Origin of the sequence: Streptomyces sp. NPDC007808 (assembly GCF_042868655.1) — a bacterium.
Classification (GTDB): Bacteria; Actinomycetota; Actinomycetes; order Streptomycetales; family Streptomycetaceae; genus Streptomyces.
In genome coordinates, this window is sequence record NZ_JBIAEQ010000010.1 from 102,261 (window position 1) to 118,756 (window position 16,496).

General features: G+C 72.6%; 13 protein-coding genes. 3 read left to right on the forward strand and 10 right to left on the reverse strand.

Annotation, left to right across the window (positions count from 1 at the left end):
- Window positions 1-81: 81 nt before the first annotated feature.
- Window positions 82-1,005, reverse strand: coding sequence for an LLM class F420-dependent oxidoreductase (locus ACFYNL_RS33695; protein ID WP_388810317.1), 924 nt, complete (start codon window positions 1,003-1,005; stop codon window positions 82-84).
- A gap of 244 nt (window positions 1,006-1,249) precedes the next feature.
- On the opposite strand from ACFYNL_RS33695, the gene ACFYNL_RS33700 reads away from it, so the two are divergent.
- On the forward strand, window positions 1,250-1,426 hold the full coding sequence (locus ACFYNL_RS33700; protein WP_388810319.1) for a hypothetical protein: 177 nt from the start codon (window positions 1,250-1,252) through the stop codon (window positions 1,424-1,426).
- A 174-nt stretch (window positions 1,427-1,600) separates the two neighbouring features.
- Here the strand turns inward: ACFYNL_RS33700 and ACFYNL_RS33705 are convergent, their stop codons facing one another.
- From ACFYNL_RS33705 to ACFYNL_RS33720, 4 genes are all read right to left on the reverse strand, one after another.
- On the reverse strand, window positions 1,601-2,071 hold the full coding sequence (locus ACFYNL_RS33705; RefSeq protein ID WP_019756147.1) for a DUF6099 family protein: 471 nt from the start codon (window positions 2,069-2,071) through the stop codon (window positions 1,601-1,603).
- 194 nt (window positions 2,072-2,265) lie between these two features.
- Window positions 2,266-2,592: a nucleotide pyrophosphohydrolase gene (locus ACFYNL_RS33710; RefSeq protein ID WP_388810321.1), complete on the reverse strand. Its 327-nt coding sequence runs from the start codon at window positions 2,590-2,592 to the stop codon at window positions 2,266-2,268.
- Window positions 2,589-3,878, reverse strand: a complete 1,290-nt coding sequence (locus ACFYNL_RS33715; RefSeq protein WP_388810324.1) for an AAA family ATPase — start codon at window positions 3,876-3,878, stop codon at window positions 2,589-2,591. The genes ACFYNL_RS33710 and ACFYNL_RS33715 overlap by 4 nt, the downstream gene beginning before the upstream one ends.
- A 684-nt stretch (window positions 3,879-4,562) precedes the next feature.
- A complete protein-coding gene (locus ACFYNL_RS33720) occupies window positions 4,563-4,952 on the reverse strand; it encodes a cell division protein SepF (RefSeq protein ID WP_019756151.1) in 390 nt (129 codons plus the stop codon).
- A gap of 243 nt (window positions 4,953-5,195) precedes the next feature.
- Between ACFYNL_RS33720 and ACFYNL_RS33725 the strand changes: the two genes are divergently transcribed.
- On the forward strand, window positions 5,196-9,227 hold the full coding sequence (locus tag ACFYNL_RS33725) for a molybdopterin-dependent oxidoreductase (RefSeq protein WP_388810326.1): 4,032 nt from the start codon (window positions 5,196-5,198) through the stop codon (window positions 9,225-9,227).
- A 280-nt stretch (window positions 9,228-9,507) separates the two neighbouring features.
- Here the strand turns inward: ACFYNL_RS33725 and ACFYNL_RS33730 are convergent, their stop codons facing one another.
- The gene (locus tag ACFYNL_RS33730) at window positions 9,508-10,281 is read right to left on the reverse strand and encodes a carbonic anhydrase (protein ID WP_388810329.1); all 774 of its coding nucleotides are present in this window, start codon (window positions 10,279-10,281) and stop codon (window positions 9,508-9,510) included.
- 221 nt (window positions 10,282-10,502) lie between these two features.
- On the opposite strand from ACFYNL_RS33730, the gene ACFYNL_RS33735 reads away from it, so the two are divergent.
- Window positions 10,503-11,012, forward strand: a complete 510-nt coding sequence (locus ACFYNL_RS33735) for a DUF6174 domain-containing protein (protein ID WP_388810331.1) — start codon at window positions 10,503-10,505, stop codon at window positions 11,010-11,012.
- Here the strand turns inward: ACFYNL_RS33735 and ACFYNL_RS33740 are convergent.
- The 4 genes from ACFYNL_RS33740 to ACFYNL_RS33755 all read right to left on the reverse strand — a co-directional run bounded on the left by ACFYNL_RS33740 (window position 10,991) and on the right by ACFYNL_RS33755 (window position 16,283).
- A complete protein-coding gene (locus ACFYNL_RS33740) occupies window positions 10,991-12,142 on the reverse strand; it encodes an acyltransferase family protein (RefSeq protein ID WP_388810334.1) in 1,152 nt (383 codons plus the stop codon). The two genes, ACFYNL_RS33735 and ACFYNL_RS33740, sit on opposite strands and share 22 nt — an antisense overlap.
- A 142-nt stretch (window positions 12,143-12,284) precedes the next feature.
- Window positions 12,285-13,304, reverse strand: coding sequence for a hemolysin family protein (locus tag ACFYNL_RS33745; RefSeq protein WP_388810337.1), 1,020 nt, complete (start codon window positions 13,302-13,304; stop codon window positions 12,285-12,287).
- Window positions 13,301-14,638, reverse strand: coding sequence for a hemolysin family protein (locus ACFYNL_RS33750; protein ID WP_388810340.1), 1,338 nt, complete (start codon window positions 14,636-14,638; stop codon window positions 13,301-13,303). Before ACFYNL_RS33750 ends, ACFYNL_RS33745 begins: the two co-directional genes overlap by 4 nt.
- Before the next feature lie 238 nt (window positions 14,639-14,876).
- Window positions 14,877-16,283 (reverse strand): LCP family protein, encoded by a 1,407-nt coding sequence (locus tag ACFYNL_RS33755; protein ID WP_388810343.1) that lies wholly within the window; start codon window positions 16,281-16,283, stop codon window positions 14,877-14,879.
- Window positions 16,284-16,496: the final 213 nt, after the last annotated feature.

Sequence of the window (16,496 nt, forward strand, 5' to 3'; positions counted from 1 at the left end):
GCGCCCGGCGGATCGCGCCGCACGCGCCCGATCCGCCGGACATCGCTCCGGTCACTCGTACCGGCCCAAGGCCCGCGGTCCTTACGACAGCTGGGACTGGACCTGGGACGAGATGAGCTCCAGGTGGTCGAGGTCATCGAGGTCCAGGACCTGCAGGTAGATGCGCCGCGACCCGATCTCCTGATACCGCCCGATCTTGTCGACGACCTCCTCGGGGGAGCCGGCGAGCCCGTTGAGCTTCAGCTCGTCGACCTGGCGTCCGATGGCGGCGGCGCGGCGGGCGACCTCCTGGTCGTCCTTGCCCACGCACACGACGAGGGCGTTGGAGTAGACGAGGTCGTCGCCCTTGCGGCCGGCTTCCTCGGCCGCGGCCCGCACCCGCCCGAACTGCCGCTCGCTGTCCTCGATCGAGGCGAACGGCATGTTGAACTCGTCGGCGTACCTGCCGGCCAGCCGCGGGGTGCGGGTGGCTCCGTGTCCGCCGATCAGCACCGGGATCCGGTCCTGGGCGGGCTTGGGCAGGGCGGGCGAGTCGGTGAGGTCGTAGTAGGTGCCGTGGAAGTCGAAGGTGTCCCCGGCCTCGGTCGCCCACAGCCCGGTGACGATGGCGAGCTGCTCCTCCAACCGCGCGAACTTCTCCTTCGGGAACGGGATGCCGTACGCCTTGTGCTCCTCCTCGAACCAGCCCGCACCCAGGCCGAGTTCGACTCGGCCACCGGACATCTGGTCGACCTGCGCGACCTGGATGGCGAGCACGCCGGGCAGCCGGAAGGTGCCGGCGGTCATCAGGGTGCCGAGGCGGATGCGCCGGGTCTCACGCGCGAGTCCGGCCAGCGTGATCCAGGCGTCGGTGGGGCCGGGCAGGCCGTCCACGGAGCCCATCTTGAGATAGTGGTCGGACCGGAAGAACGCGTCGAAGCCCAGGTCCTCGGTGGCCTTCGCCACGGTGAGCAAGGTGTCGTAGGTGGCCCCCTGCTGGGGCTCGGTGAAGATGCGAAGATCCATACCTCCATCCTGCACGCCGGGGTACCGGTCGACCTCACCGGTCCCACCGGTCCCCGGCGTCCCCGGTCGGGTGAATTCCGTCAACGCCGCACCCGCCCCTGGCCCGTGCCAGTGACCGCCCCCGACGGTGATCGTTGGCTCGGTCGGAGCCGGACCGCCCGGCACCCGCGCCGGACGGTGACCGCCCGGGCGTCATTCGTGTCGGCCCGCTCCAGTCGGAGGGCCGGAGGCCGAGGAGGCCGTCATGTCCGAGGAAATCGCGTCACAGCAGACCGGCGGCGCCGGGCAGCAGAAGGGGCTGCTGCAGCAGATGGAGGAGCTGATGGCGGCGCTGAACGCGGACCTGTCGGCCCTGGACGCGGACCTGCAGTCGGCCGGGAGCGCCGGTCCCGGCAACCGGAAGGACGGGGACGCCGGCTGAGCCCGACCGCGGGCCGCCGCGGGCCTGGGCCGGGGCGTTGCCGGACGCGAGGGCCGGGCGGGAAGTGGGTGTGCTGTCGCGGGTTCGGCGCCGGTGGGCGCACTGCCCGCCTTCCCCGGAGGCACCGGGCACCGGGCACGGCGGGGTCGCGCCGCCGCTCCGCCGCGGCCCCGCCTACCCCGCCTCCCGCTGCGCCAGCACCTGATCCCGGTCGGCCAGTCTTCGCAGCATCTCCAGCACGCGGTCCCGGGACTCGTCGGCCGCGTCGATCGCCTCCATGCACTGCCAGTACGTGGTCTCGTCGTCCGCGGCGCTGGCCATGCCGACGAGGGCGATCCCCACCTCCCCCAGGAGGCTGCCCAGGTGCATGAGTGCCTGCCGGGCATCACCCAGCTCGGTCAGCTGGGCGGCGCGTAAGTCGCTCTCCGCCAGCTCCGGGGCGTCCAGGACACCGCAGCCCCGCCCTGCCAGTTCCGTCAGTCCCAGTGCCTCGCCGCGCAGTTCGGGCGGGCCGAAGACGGCGAGCCTGCTCCCTATCGCCTGTGCCAGGGCCTGCGCCTGCCACACCTCGGTCATGGCCTCCGGCGCGCCTCCACTACCGGCCAGCGCACGCCTGCTCGTCACGATGAGCCGCACCGCGTCCATCCGCTGTCCCCGTCTGTCCGACGCGCTGCCCACGCGTCCGCCCGAACTCCCTTGTCCACTACCCAGAGTGAAGGGCCTTGAGACGAAAAGCCAGAGGAAGACGGAAATCTGCGGACAACTTTTCGGCTACGACCCGCTGAACGGACACGGAGAGTGAAAACGGACTCTTCACTTCCTTCGGGTGCGCATCCCCTCTACGGGGCCGGGAACCTGCGCTCGTTCCGGTCGATCTTCGCGTCCAGCGCCGCCAGCGGATCGATCCCGAGCACCTCGCACAGCTGCAACAGGTAGGCCAGCACGTCGGCGACCTCGTCCCTGACCCGCTCCGCGGTCCCGGTGTCCTCCATGACCCGCGCCGACTCCTCGGGCGTCAACCACTGGAAGATCTCGACGAGTTCGGACGCCTCCACGCTGAGCGCCGCCACGAGGTTCTTCGGCGTGTGGTACGGCTGCCAGTCGCGGGCGGCGGCGAACTCGGCCAGCCTGCGCTGCAGCCCGGCCACATCAAGGGGTTCGGTCACGGCCCCAGGTGTACCACCGTCACGCCGTCCTCATCCGCCGCCCCCGTCGCGTCGCTCACCGCCCCGACCACCCGGATGTGCCCCTGCCCGCACATCCGCGCCGCCAGCCGCAGCAACTCACGGCGCTGCCCCGGGTCCAGCCCCCGGTCGAACCCGTCGGCGAGCACGGTGAGCGCCTGCATGGCCGCCGGCACCTCACCGGCCGGGTCGACCTCCAGCACTCCGGGACCGGTCAGCAGCACCAGGGACAGCGCGAGGAACCGCAGCTCGCCGTCGCCCAGGCGCGCGAGCCCCGTCCGGATGCCGTCACCCCGGTCGAGCACCGCCCGCACCGTCCCGTCCCCCAGGACCTCCGCGGCCACGTCGGCCACCGCACCGGCACACCCCGCCCGTACCGCGGCCACGACGTGCGCGTGCCGTCGTCCGCACTCGGCGCGCGTCCGCCACAGCACCTCGGCGAGGTTGTCGCAGCCTCCGAGCAGCCGACCGGAGCCGACCGGCACGGGCGCCCGCATCCGGTCGGGCCGCGGATCGCAGGAGAACACCGAACGCAGCGCCACCACCATCTGCTCCGCGGCGGCCAGCACCCGGCGCTGCCCGTCGGTCTTGCCCGCCACCCGCAGCGGCAGCAGGGCGGTGCCGAGACGGTCGTCGGGCAGTGGTGCCCGCGTCACCGGCGACTGGCCGGCCGTGTGCCAGGCGGCCTGCACATACGGCCGACTCGGATCGCGCAGGGCCGTCTCCAGCAGCACCAGGCCGCCCGCGCTCAACCGCTCCCCGACGATGCGCAGGTCGGGCTCGGCCTGCACGGCCACGTCGAGCCGGACCGGCCCCTCGGGTCCGTCGGCCGTGCAGCCGATGCGAAAGCCCCGGCGCCGCTGGGCGTCGGGCCGGGCCCGCTCGGGCACGCAGGCGACCGGATCAGGGAAGACCTCGGCGACATCGGCACCGCCACCGAGCCGGGCCAGCGCCTCGTACGCCCGCAGGGCCGTCGTCTTCCCGCTGCCGCTCGGTCCGGCGAGGAGGGTGAGCGGCCCGAGCCCGAACACCGCCCGCCGATGCCCGGCGAACGCGGACAGCCGCAGCTCGGTGACGCACGGCCGGTCCGCCCGCGCCCACCCGCCCGCCGGACGGGCCGCCGACGACTCGGGATCCTGAGAAGCCGGCCCGGGCACCCGGGGACCACGCCCCGGCACATCGGAGGACCGAGGGGCTCCGGCGGACGCCTTGGACCTTCCTGGAGCACCCGAGGACGCCCCGGACCCTCCAGGGGCACCCGCAGACATCCCTGACCCTCCAGGGGCACCCGAGGACGCCCCGGACCCCCCTGGGGCACCCGCAGACGTCCCTGACCCTCCGCGGGCACCCGCACCTCCGCGGGCACCCGCGGACACCCCAGGGTCGCCAGAGGCACCCGAGGACACCCCACGGACCCCGGACACTTCCGCGGACACGGACACCTCTAGAACCCCAGGCCCTCCCGAAGGCTCCCCAGGCTCCCCAGCTCGTTCCGAAGGCTCCCCAGGCTCCCCAGCTCGTTCCGAAGGCGCCCCGGGCTCCGCAGATCCTCCCGAAGGCGCCCCAGGCTCCCCCCGTTCCGAAGGTGCCCCAGGCTCCCCAGATCCTCCCGAAGGAGCGCCAGGCACCCCAGCAGCCCCCGAAGGCGCCCCGCCAACCCCGAACCCCTCCACAGGCCCCCCGGCATCCCCAGGTTCTCCCGAAGGCGCCCCGGCCACCCCTAGGGCCCGTGAAGGCGCCCCGGCCACCCCTAGGGCCCGTGAAGGCGCCCCGGGCACCCCAAGGGCCCGTGAAGGCGCCCCGGGCTCCCCAGGGGTCTCCGGAAGCGGCGAGAGGGGGGCACCAGACTCAGACGACACGGCCATGTCCGGACCGTAGGACCCGGCCCCTCAGGCGAACCGTTCCGGCCTCGCACCCTTCCTACGATCGAGGTACCGCGCCGGCCGGACCGCTCACGCGCCCGGGACGCCGGCGCCCTCCATCAGCCCGCTCACCTCGGTGCCGGGCGGCGTCAGCAGGAACACGTTCCGGTCGACCCGGTGCATCCCGCTCGCCAGGCCGAAGACGACACCGGTGCTGAAGTCCAGGACCCGCTTGGCGACCTCGGTCTCCGCCCCGGTCAGGTCCAGCAGCACCGGGATCCCGGCCATCAGCGTCTCGGCGACCTCACGGGCGTCCGCGAAGACGTTGACCCGCAGGACGACGAACCGGCGCCGTGGCTCCGTCACCGCCTCCGGGGGCACCCGATGGTCCACTGCGGACGGCCAGGCGTCCCGGCCCCGCAAAGGAACGACCTGGGCGAGCCCCTCCCACTGTTCATCGGTGACGTCGTGGCTGTTCACCGGCTCCCCCCGACCTGACTCGCCTTCATTACCTGCACCGGCCAATTCTTAACTCAAGTCACCCGTTCGGCCCAACAGCGACACGGTGCGCGACCGCCGCACCTGAGCCGTCCACCCCCTCACAGGGCGCCCCCGGCGGCTGTGTGGCCGACGTAACTCCTCATGATCAAGGGATGTGACATCGACGTAACGGGCAATTCGTACGCTCCAGACACCACCCCTACCGCCGGAGAAGGGCAGCGCGTGACCTCGACCACCTCCACGACCCAGGTCCGGACGGTCTGCACGTACTGCGGGGTGGGCTGCGGAGTCCTGCTGGACGTCGGGACGGGACCGGACGGGCGGCGTACGGTCCTGAAGGCGTCCGGGGACAAGGCCCACCCGGCGAACGCGGGCCGGCTGTGCACGAAGGGCGCGACCACGGCCGAGATGCTCGCCGCGCCCGGTCGGCTGACGACCGCGCTCGTCAGGGACGACCGGGGCGAGGAGCCGGTGCCCTCCCCCACGGCCGACGCGATCGCCGAGACCGCGCGGCGGCTGCGCGCGATCATCGACCAGCACGGCCCGGACGCGGTCGCCTTCTACGTCTCGGGGCAGATGAGCCTGGAGGCCCAGTACCTGGCGAACAAGCTGGCCAAGGGGTTCGTGGGGACGAACCAGATCGAGTCGAACTCGCGGCTGTGCATGGCGAGCGCCGGCATGGGTTACAAGCTGTCGCTCGGCGCCGACGGGCCGCCCGGGTCGTACGAGGACTTCGACAGGGCGGACGTCTTCCTCGTCATCGGCTCGAACATGGCCGACTGCCACCCGATCCTCTTCCTGCGGATGATGGAGCGGGTCAAGGCGGGCGCCAAGCTGATCGTCGTCGACCCGCGGCGCACCGCGACCGCCGCCAAGGCCGACCTGTTCCTGCAGGTCGAGCCGGGTACCGACCTCGCCCTGCTCAACGGCCTGCTGCGGTTGCTCGTCGACAACGGCCACACCGACCCCGACTTCATCGCCGCGCACACCGAGGGCTGGGAGGGGATGCCCGCCTTCCTCGCCGACTACGCGCCGGCCGCCGTCGCGGAGATCACCGGGATCGCCGAGGAGGACCTGCGCACGGCCGCGCGGCTGATCGGCGAGGCGGGTGAGTGGATGAGCTGCTGGACGATGGGCCTGAACCAGTCCACGCACGGCACCTGGAACACGAACGCCCTGGTCAACCTGCATCTGGCCACCGGCGCGATCTGCCGCCCGGGCTCCGGGCCCTTCTCGCTCACCGGGCAGCCCAACGCCATGGGCGGGCGCGAGATGGGCTACATGGGGCCGGGGCTGCCGGGGCAGCGGTCCGTCGCCGTGCCCGCCGAGCGGGCGTTCGTCGAGGAGCTGTGGGAGCTGCCGCCGGGCACCCTGCGCGCCGACGGCGTCGGCAAGGGCACGATCGAGATGTTCCGCAGGATGGCCGACGGGGAGATCAAGGCCTGCTGGATCATCTGCACCAACCCGGTCGCCTCGGTCGCCAACCGCCGTACCGTCATCGAGGGACTGGAGGCCGCCGAGTTCGTCGTCACCCAGGACGTCTTCGGCGAGACCGAGACCAACGCCTACGCCGACGTCGTGCTGCCCGGCGCGATGTGGACCGAGGGCGAGGGCGTCTTCGTCAACAGCGAGCGCGACCTCACGCTGACCCGGGCGGTGGCCGACCCGCCGGGCGAGGCGATGGCCGACTGGCGGATCATCGCGGCCGTCGCGTGCGCGATGGGGTACGAGAAGGGGTTCTCGTACGACAGCGCCGAGGACGTCTTCGAGGAGATACGGCGGGCCTGGAACCCCGCGACCGGCTGGGACCTGCGCGGGGTGACCTACGAGCGGCTGCGGGAGACGCCCGTGCAGTGGCCGGCCGCCGAGCTGGACGGGCCCGCGCGCAATCCGATCCGGTACGTGGACGCGGACGGCGGGTTGCGGTTCCCGACGCCGAGCGGGCGCGGGGTGTTCCACGCGCGCCCGCACATGCCGCCCGCCGAACTGCCGGACGACGACTACCCCTTCGTCCTGAACACCGGGCGGGTGCAGCACCAGTGGCACACGCTGACCAAGACCGGGCGGGTCGCCAAGCTCAACAAGCTGAATCCGGGGCCGTTCGTCGAGGTGCATCCGCGGGACGCGCAGGCGCTGGGGATCGCCGACGGGGACCGCGTGGAGGTCGCCTCGCGGCGGGGTCGTGCGGTGCTGCCCGCGGTGGTGACGGACCGGGTGCGGCCGGGGTGCTGTTTCGCGCCGTTCCACTGGAACGACTTGTTCGGTGAGTATCTGAGCGTCAACGCGGTGACCGGCGACGCGGTGGATCCGATCTCCTTCCAGCCCGAGTTCAAGGTGTGCGCGGTGTCGCTGGCGAAGGTCCACGAGCCGACACCGCCCGCGTCCCCGGTACCGGCGCAGCCCGCCGGGGTGGTGGTCCCGACGGCCGTCACCCCCGGTGCCGACCCGTTCGGGCTGCCCCCCTCGCCGCCGCCCGTCCTGACCTCCCTGGAACGCCTGTACCTGACCGGCTTCCTCGCCGGCATCGACTCCGGCGCGCCCGGCGTCCCCGTCCTGCCGCCGGACGCTCCCTTCAGTCCCGAGCACGCGACCTGGGTCAACGGCGTGCTCGCCGGCATGTACTCGCGGGCGGCGGCCGAGCCCGCCGCGCCACGGCAGGACGGGCGCGAGGTGGTCGTGCTGTGGGCCTCGCAGACCGGCAACGCCGAGGAGTTCGCCACCGCCGCCGCCGAGCGGCTGGGCGCGGCCGGCCACCGGGCCAGCCTGGTCGGCATGGACCAGGCCGACGTCGGCGCCCTCGCCCGCACGGCCGACCTGCTCCTGATCACCAGCACGTTCGGGGACGGCGACGCGCCCGACAACGGCTCCGGGTTCTGGGACATGCTGTCCGACGAGCGGGCTCCCCGTCTGGACGGGGTGCGGTACGCCGTGCTCGCCTTCGGTGACTCGTCGTACGACGACTTCTGCGGGCACGGGCGCCGGCTCGACGCACGGCTGGACGAGCTGGGCGCGGTGCGCCTGGCTCCGCGTACGGACTGCGAGCCGGATTACGAGCCGTCGGCGGGGGTGTGGCTCGACCAGGTCCTCACGGCGTTGGGCTCCGCGGCCGCCCCCGCCGCCGTGGACAGGCCCAGGGCCAAGCCCGCCCCGGCCACCGCCCGTCTCGTCGGCAACCGGCTGCTGAGCCTGCCGGGCGCGAGCAAGGAGGTGCGGCGGTTCACGTTCGACACGAGCGGGACGTCACTGACGTACGAGGCGGGCGACGCGCTCGGCGTGCGACCGGTCAACTCCCCGGCGCTGGTGGAGGAGTGGCTGGCGGTCACCGGCGTGGACGGTTCGACCGCGGTGGAGCTGGACGGTGCCGGCGTCGTCGCCTTCGCCGAAGCCCTGCACCGGCACCTCGACATCACCAGGATCACCCCCGACCTGCTGCGCTTCGTCGCCGAACGGGTGCGGGACGACCGCGAGTTGCGTCGGCTGCTGCGGCCCGACAACAAGGACGGCCTGGCCCAGTGGAGCTGGGGCCGGCAGGCGGTGGACGTCATCGCCGAGCACCCCGTGCGGGCGGGCGCCGAGGAGTGGGCCGGAGTGCTGAAGAAGCTTCAGCCGCGCCTGTACTCCATATCGTCCAGCCCGCTCGTCGACCCGCACAGCGTCTCGCTGACCGTCTCCGTGGTGCGGTACGAGAACCTGCGCGGCCGGCCCCGCGGCGGGGTCTGCTCCCCCTTCCTCGCCGACGCCGGACCCGGCACCGAGGTGCCGGTCTTCGTGCAGCGCTCCCCGCACTTCAGGCCGCCCGCCGACGCCTCGACGCCGATGGTGATGGTGGGTCCGGGCACGGGTGTCGCACCCTTCGTGGGCTTCCTTGAGGAGCGGCGCGCACTCGGCCACCGCGCGCCGAACTGGCTGTTCTTCGGCGAGCAGCACCGGGCCAGCGACTTCTACTACGAGGAGGAGCTGACCGGTCTGCTCGACGAGGGCACCCTCACCCGGCTCGACACCGCGTTCTCGCGCGACCAGCGCAACAAGGTGTACGTCCAGGACCGGATGCGTGAGCACGGCCCGGAGCTGTGGCGCTGGCTCCAGGACGGCGCCCACTTCTACGTGTGCGGTGACGCCTCCCGCATGGCCAAGGACGTGGACCGGGCGCTGCGGGACATCGCGGTCGCGCACGGCGGGCTGGAGGAGGCCGAGGCGTCGGCGTACGTGAAACAGCTGGCGGCGGCCAAGCGGTACGTCAGGGACGTGTACTGACCGCGGTGCGCGGGCCGCGGGGAGCGTCTCCCCGGGCTCGCACCGGACTCCTCGCCGCGGGGCCGACGCCGCTGTGGTCGCCGGAGCGGTCCCGGGTACCCGGGCGGTGCCCGCGCCCGTGATGCCGCGGGGTGGCCGCAATCGGCTCGGCCGCGGGGGCGGTTCGGGCGGTGCGGTTCGGGCGGCGGTGGAGCCGCCGCAGACCGATGACCGGCCGCCTCTCAGGCGCGCCGGGTTCATCGGGAGCGCAGGCGTCAGGTGCGTCCGGTGTGCGGCTGCGTCAGGCGGCGGGGGCCCCACCGAGGACCTCCACACGGCCCGTGTCCAGTGAGTAGTAGGCGCTGACGACCGCCACCTCGCGCTTCCTCAGCAGCGGGGAGAGGTTGCTGCTCCTGCGCAGGTCCGCGGCGGTCTGCCGGGTGTGGGCCCGGATCATGGCGTCCACCGGGTCGGCGTGCTTCTGCTTGGACACCTCCTGGTAGGCCGGGCGCAGGGCCTCGACGATCGACTGCAGGTTGCCGGGCAGCGGCTGATTGTCCTTCAGCGCCTTGTACGCCGCCTTGACGGCGCCGCACCGCTGGTGCCCGAGGACGACTATCAGCGAGGTCCCCGCGGTCAGGGGCCCGTACTCGACCGAGCCGGTGACCACCGGGGCGACCACGTGACCGCCGGTACGCATCACGAACAGGTCACCTATGCCGGTGTCGAAGACGAGCTCCGGCGGCACCCGGGAGTCGATGCACGAGAGGATCGCGGAGTACGGCTTCTGCTCCTCGGCGACGAACGTACGCCGCTCCGGGGTCTGGTCGGGGTGCTGCGGCTTCCCGTCCACCCAGCGGGTGTTGCCCTCCATCAGCCGGTCGAACGCGGTGCGGGGCGAGTCGGGCCGCGCACCCGCGGCGGCGGGCGAGGGGGTGGGCGCCGACCCCGCGGCCACCTTCGCCACCGGCGTGCCGGCCTCCGACTTGGCCGAACAGCCGGTGATGACGGCCGCGGAGGCGGCCAGACCGCCGACGAGAAACGCTCTGCGCTGCGGCACCGAGACACTGCCCATGTCTGTGTTCCCTTCTTGATTCCTCCCCGGTGGGGCGGTGTTGCCACTGTTGCGAAGCGGCGGTTAGCGCCCGTACAGCGCTGATGAAGGGCACGAGAAGCACGGGGCCAATTCACGGAGCGTCACCCGACGGGTGCGCGGGGCCGGACAGTCGGCGGCCTGCGGGCGGGTCGAACGTTCACCGGGCGGGCGGCGTCATAGCGGTAGTCGTCGTCGAAGGGATGGTCGCCGTGATCGTCGTACCCACCGCCGCCCGTGCCGGGGCTCGTGCCGCTCTGGTCGGAGGGCTGATCTGCGCGGCCGCCGCCTGCGGCACCGGGACGCCGGCGGCCTCCGGTTCCGCGGGAGGGGACGCGGCGCGGGGGGCGGCGGCCCAAAGCCACGTCCCCTGGCAGGAGCCCGGCTCCTACACCTACACGCTCCTGTCGAGCCGCGGGGAGCGGAGCCTGCTCGGCACCTTCCGGATCACGGTCCGCGACGGCGCCGTGGTCGATGCCGTGGGTCTCGACGACAGCGGCCGGAGCGTGGCCGAGCGCGTACCCGACGCCGTGCCCACCCTCGGGGAACTCCTCGCCGAGCTGGACCGGGCGCGACGGGACGGCGCCGACGAGGCGCAGGCCCGGTACGCGGCCGACGGGCACCCGGTCCGGATCTCGCTGGACTGGGAGGAGGACGCGATCGATGACGAGGCCCTGTACGTCATCAGCGACTACGCGCGGACGAAGGACTGACGACGGCTCGGCATGTCGTCCTCGTCGGCCGCCGTCGGGTGCGCTCGCCACCGGCGGCCCAGCCGGCCGAAGACCCGCTGTACGACGGGGGTGCACAGTGCGGTCATCACCGCTGCGGCGACCAGCGTGACGGTGATCTCGCCCAGGGGCCGCCGGATCCAGTCCGGGTCGTACCAGCCCAGGTACTTGGCGCCCTGGGCGACGAACCCGTGGAACAGGAAGCCGTACAGGGTCCCGGCGCCCAGCGCGGTGAACCACGTCCGGCGACCGGGCACCCAGGCGAGGAAACCGGCGACCAGGACGGTCGAGCAGCCGAAACCGGCCAGCGTCATCACCGGCCCGTACCAGGCGGGCGCGGCGAGTGCCTCGGCGCTCTCGCTGCGGAAGAACCAGGCGTAGTCCATGCGCGGGACCGCCCAGTACGCCACCGTCAGGGCGCAGGCCCAGACCGGCACGGCGAGGGCCCGCACCGCACGGCGGCGGACCAGCCGGAGGTGCTCCGGCCTCAGCAGCAGGCCCAGGACGAAGTACGGCAGGAACTGCAGGACGCGCTGGAGGGCGAGGTCGTCACCGATGGACGGTGTGAGGGTGGCGAGCATCGCGATGGCGAGTGCGAACGGCAACGGCCACCGCATGAGCCGCCAGAGCGGGCTGGTCAGCCGCCACAGGAACAGGGCCGCGAGGAACCAGGTCAGGTACAGCGGGTCCAGCAGACTGAGGGGACGGTCGGGGTCGTCCCCGGCCCACCGGACGAACAGGGTGTACGCCACCTCGAAGACGAGGTACGGCACGGCGACCCGGCCGACCAGGCGCCGGACGCGTGCGGGGCTCGCCTCCCAGCCGCGCGAGAAGTAGCCGCACAGCATGACGAACAGCGGCATGTGGAAGGCGTAGACGAGCATGTACAGGGCGGTGACGGCCCGGCTGCCCTCCCGCAGGGGCTCCCAGGCGTGGCCGACCGCCACCAGCACGATCGCCAGGTACTTGGCGTTGTCGAGCAGGACGACGCGCTCACCGGGCCGTCTCGCCGCGGGCACTGCGGGCACTGCGGGCACTGCGGGCAGCAGAGGCTGCGGCTGTCGCTTCGGTGCGCGTGTGACGGTGGGTACGGGTGTGGCGTCAGGGGACATCGGAGCACCCTAAGCACACGCCCGCCCCCGGGCTCAACAACGCCCTGTGCGAACGCACACGTTATGAGCCAACCGCACACGGTATGAGCCAACCCGGGCGCTCGCCTGCGTCCGGCCGGACCGCACACGGCACCCGGCTCACTCACACCCCCGCGGCGGGGCCGACCAGTTCGGACAGGACGTCCTCCATGGTCACGAAGCCGATCACCTTGCCGCCCTCGCCGAGGACACCCGCGAGATGGCTGCCCTCGGCGCGCAGGGCGGTGAGGGTGTCGTCGAGCGGGGTGTCGATACGGACCCGGGTGACCCGGTGCAGGGCGCCGGGCGGGAAGGGCCGGTCGCGGTCGGCGACGCCGAGGGTGTCCTTGATGTGCAGATAGCCGAGGAGGGCGCCCTCGGGGCCGGTGACCGGGAAGCGGGAGAAGCCGGCCTCGGCGGCCACGCGCTCCAGCCGGGCCGGGGTGACGGTGTGGTCGACGGTGTGCATCCGCTGCACCGGTACCAGGATCTCCCCCACCGGCCGGGTGCCCAGCTCCAGCGCGTCACGCAGGCGCTCCCCGTCGGCGGGAGTGAGCAGCCCGGCCTCACTGGAGTCGACGACCATGCGCACCAGTTGGTCGTCGGTGAACACGGCGTCCACCTCGTCCTTGGGCTCGACGCGCAGCAGCTTCAGCAGGGCGTTGGCGAAGGCGTTGATGCCGAACACGAACGGCCGCAGGGCCCGGGTGAGCGCCACCAGAGGCGGGCCGAGCAGCAGGGCGCTGGGTACGGGGGCGGCGAGGGCGATGTTCTTGGGGACCATCTCGCCGACCAGCATGTGCAGATACGTGGCCACGGTCAGCGCGATCACGAAGGCGACCGGGTGGACCAGGGCGTGCGGCAGGTGGACGGCCTCGAAGCCGGGCTCCAGCAGGTGCGCGATGGCCGGTTCGGCGACCGCGCCGAGCACCAGCGAGGAGACGGTGATGCCCAGTTGGGCGGTGGCCATCATCGCGGAGAGGTGCTCCAGGGCCCACAGGGTCATCCGGGCCCGCTTGTCACCCTCCTTCGCGCGGGGCTCGATCTGGCTGCGGCGTACGGAGATCAGGGCGAACTCGGCGCCGACGAAGAAGGCGTTGGTCAGCAGCGTCAGGGCGCCGATGGCGAGTTGCAGGGCGGTCATCGGGCTTCCTCCGCCAGCTGGGCCCGCCGGACGGCGGCCGGTGCGGTGATGCGGATGCGGTCGGCGCGGTGGTGCTCGACGTCGAGGACGTCCAGCTGCCAGCCGTCGAGGTCGAGCACGTCCCCCTTGGCGGGGATACGGCCCAGGCGGGTGGCGACGAGTCCGGCGGCCGTCTCGTACGGGCCGTCCGGTGCGGTCAGTCCTATGGCGGAGAGTTCGTCGAGGCGTACGCCGCCGTCCGCCTCCCAGACGGCACGCCCGTCCGGCGTCGCGGGGCCGGGCAGCAGGTCGGGGACCTCGACGGGGTCGTGCTCGTCGCGGACCTCGCCGACGACCTCCTCGACGATGTCCTCCATGGTGGCCACACCCGCCGTGCCGCCGTACTCGTCGATGACGACGGCCATGGTGCGGGTGGTACGCAGTCGTTCGAGGAGCCGGTCGGCGGTGAGGCTGTCGGGGACCAGCAGGGGGGCGGTGGTCAGTTCCGTGACCGGTGTGACCAGCCTCTTCGCGGGCTCCAGCGCGAGGACGTCACGGATGTGGACGGTGCCGATGACCTCGTCGAGGCCGCCGCGGTGGACCGGGAAGCGGGAAAGTCCGGTGGCGTGGCTGAGGTTGGCCGCGTCGGCGGCCGTGGCCTGCGCTTCGAGCGCCTTGACATCGACGCGCGGGGTCATCACGTTCTCGGCGGTCAGCGAGGCCAGGTGCAGGGTGCGCACGAACAGTTCGGCGGAGTCCGCCTCCAGGGCGCCCTGGGCGGCGGAGTGCCGGGCGAGCGCGACGAGTTCCTCGGGGCTGCGGGCGGCCGCCAGTTCCTCGGCGGGCTCCAGGCCGAAGCGGCGTACGAACCGGTTGGCGGTGTTGTTCAGGTGGCGGATGAACGGGCCGAAGGCGGTCGTGAATCCGCGCTGCGGGCCGGCGACGACCTTGGCGACCGCCAGCGGCCGGGAGATCGCCCAGTTCTTCGGCACCAGTTCACCGATCACCATCAGGACGACGGTGGAGACGACCACGCCCAGCACGGTCGCCACGGACGCGGCGGCCCCGCCGAGGCCGGCCGCCGTCAGCGGGCCGCGCAACAGGGCGGCCAGGGACGGCTCGGCGAGCATGCCGATCACCAGGGAGGTGACGGTGATGCCGAGTTGGGCGCCGGAGAGCTGGAGGGTGAGATGGCGTACGGCCTTCAGCGCGCCCGCGGCGCCGCGCTCGCCTGCCGCGGCGGCCCGCTCCAGTTCACCTCGCTCGACGGTGGTCAGGGAGAACTCGGCCGCGACGAACAGGGCGCAGGCCAGGATGAGGAGGAGGGCCAGCAGGAGCAGCAGGATCTCGGTCACCGTGCCACCCCCGCTCCCTCGTGCGCGTCGGGCGTGCGGGGCATGGCACGGCTGGTACTGGGAGGCTCACCCATCGCGGGCTCGTGTCTCCTTCTCGGTCGGCGGGGCTTCGCGGTCCGGGCGCCCGTGCGGACACCCTTCCGCCCTATGGTAAAGGACAAGCAAAGCCCGCTGGTCAAGATCTTTGCGGCAGCCGATCCACGGACCGCTCAGAACCCGACCCGCCCGGCACGGGCGCTCAGCGGATGTCGTCGGGGTCGAGGCCCTTGCCGACGGCCACGGTGACCACGCCGGGCGCGGCGTCCGCCTCCTGCGCGACACGGGACCCGGGAAGCCGGGCGGCCACCGCCTTGGCCTGCTTCTCCAGGCCCTGCGGGTAGGTGACCGTGGTGGTGCCGGAGTCCTGCGGGGCGTTGCCGGTGCCGGTCACGGTGAGACCGGCCCTGCGGAGCTTGTCGGCGACCGTCGCGGCAAGTCCCGGGACGCCCGCGCCGTTGAGGACCTGGACACGCACGGAGGAGGCGTACAGAGGGGTTTTCGCGGCGGCGTCCAGTTCCTTCTTGTCGACCTCCTTGTCCCTGGCCAGGGCGGCGAACAGGTCACTGGCCAGGGGGTACTGCCAGGCCACGTTGGCCAGGTCGGACGGCACGTCCGCCTCGCGCGGGTAGTTGGGCACGGTGAGGAAGCTGAGACGGTCGCTCGGAATGCCCTTGAGCTCCGACGCGAGCCCGTACAGCGGCTTGATGCCGGCCATGTCGGGGTCCGTGGTCAGGGATCCGGTGGCCGACTTCAGGAACCCGTACAGCGCCTTCGGGCTGGTCAGTTTGTCCTGCGCCTTCTCGGCCAGGGCGTTCATGAACTCCTGCTGGCGCCCGATGCGCCCGATGTCGGAGCCGTCGCCGACGCCGTAGCGGACGCGCACATAGCCGAGGGCCTTCTCCCCGCCCACGGTCTGGCAGCCCTTGTCGATCCGCAGTTTGGCCTTCTTGGAGCGGATGGCCTGCTCGGGGCAGACCTCGATGCCGCCCAGCGCGTCGACCATGCCTTTGAAGCCCTGGAAGTCGACGGACATGAAGTGGTCGATCCGCAGACCCGTGTTCGCCTCGACGGTCTTGATGGAGCAGGCGGCGGCACCGGCGACCTCGCCGCTGGTGCCGCCGATCGCGAAGGCCTCGTTGATCTTGGCGCGGTGCGGCGAGGAGTCGCTGCCGTCACCGCGGTCGCAGGCCGGTATCTGCACCCAGGAGTCACGCGGGAACGACACGACCGCGGCCCACTTCCGGTTCGCCGGGACGTGCAGCACCATCAGGGTGTCCGACTGCATGGTGTCCAGGTCCTTGCCGTACGCGGCGTTGGCGCCGTCGCGGCTGTCGGAGCCGACGACCAGAATGTTCTTCGATCCCGGGCTGAGATTCTCGGGGCGGTCCCCGCCGATCTTGTCGTCGACGTCGGCGGACCTGATGTTGTTGTCGAGGTCCTGGTAGACCCAGGCGCCCACCCCGGCGACACCGAGGACGACCACCGAGGTCACCCCGGCGCTCCACGCCAGGATCCGCCCGCGCCGCGTGAGCACGGCCTTCCCCGTGCCGCCCGACTCACGTCGTCGCTTCCCCGAACCGCTCACCCGCGCCCCCTCTGTAGACATACGGTCTGTAGACGTACGGCCGGGCCGAGCCCGGACGCCCCACCGTGAACAGACCACGATCCTCGCAACTTCCGTTGCTTCGGACCGAACGAAGACACGAATTTTATCGGTGACCGGGAGCACGGGCCGCGGCGACCGCCGGCAGTCCGCGTCCAACGCCCGCTCGGGCGGCGCCCGTTCCGAGCGGGGTGGCCGCGCTCAGGACGAGGACCA

Coding starts and splice junctions, on each gene's coding strand:
- ACFYNL_RS33695 (WP_388810317.1), bottom strand. CDS start 1,005: ATGGATCTTCGCATCTTCACCGAGCCCCAGCAGGGGGCCACCTACGAC.
- ACFYNL_RS33700 (WP_388810319.1), top strand. CDS start 1,250: ATGTCCGAGGAAATCGCGTCACAGCAGACCGGCGGCGCCGGGCAGCAG.
- ACFYNL_RS33705 (WP_019756147.1), bottom strand. CDS start 2,071: ATGGACGCGGTGCGGCTCATCGTGACGAGCAGGCGTGCGCTGGCCGGT.
- ACFYNL_RS33715 (WP_388810324.1), bottom strand. CDS start 3,878: ATGTCTGCGGGTGCCCCTGGAGGGTCCGGGGCGTCCTCGGGTGCTCCA.
- ACFYNL_RS33730 (WP_388810329.1), bottom strand. CDS start 10,281: ATGGGCAGTGTCTCGGTGCCGCAGCGCAGAGCGTTTCTCGTCGGCGGT.
- ACFYNL_RS33735 (WP_388810331.1), top strand. CDS start 10,503: ATGGTCGCCGTGATCGTCGTACCCACCGCCGCCCGTGCCGGGGCTCGT.
- ACFYNL_RS33740 (WP_388810334.1), bottom strand. CDS start 12,142: ATGTCCCCTGACGCCACACCCGTACCCACCGTCACACGCGCACCGAAG.
- ACFYNL_RS33745 (WP_388810337.1), bottom strand. CDS start 13,304: ATGACCGCCCTGCAACTCGCCATCGGCGCCCTGACGCTGCTGACCAAC.
- ACFYNL_RS33755 (WP_388810343.1), bottom strand. CDS start 16,283: ATGTCTACAGAGGGGGCGCGGGTGAGCGGTTCGGGGAAGCGACGACGT.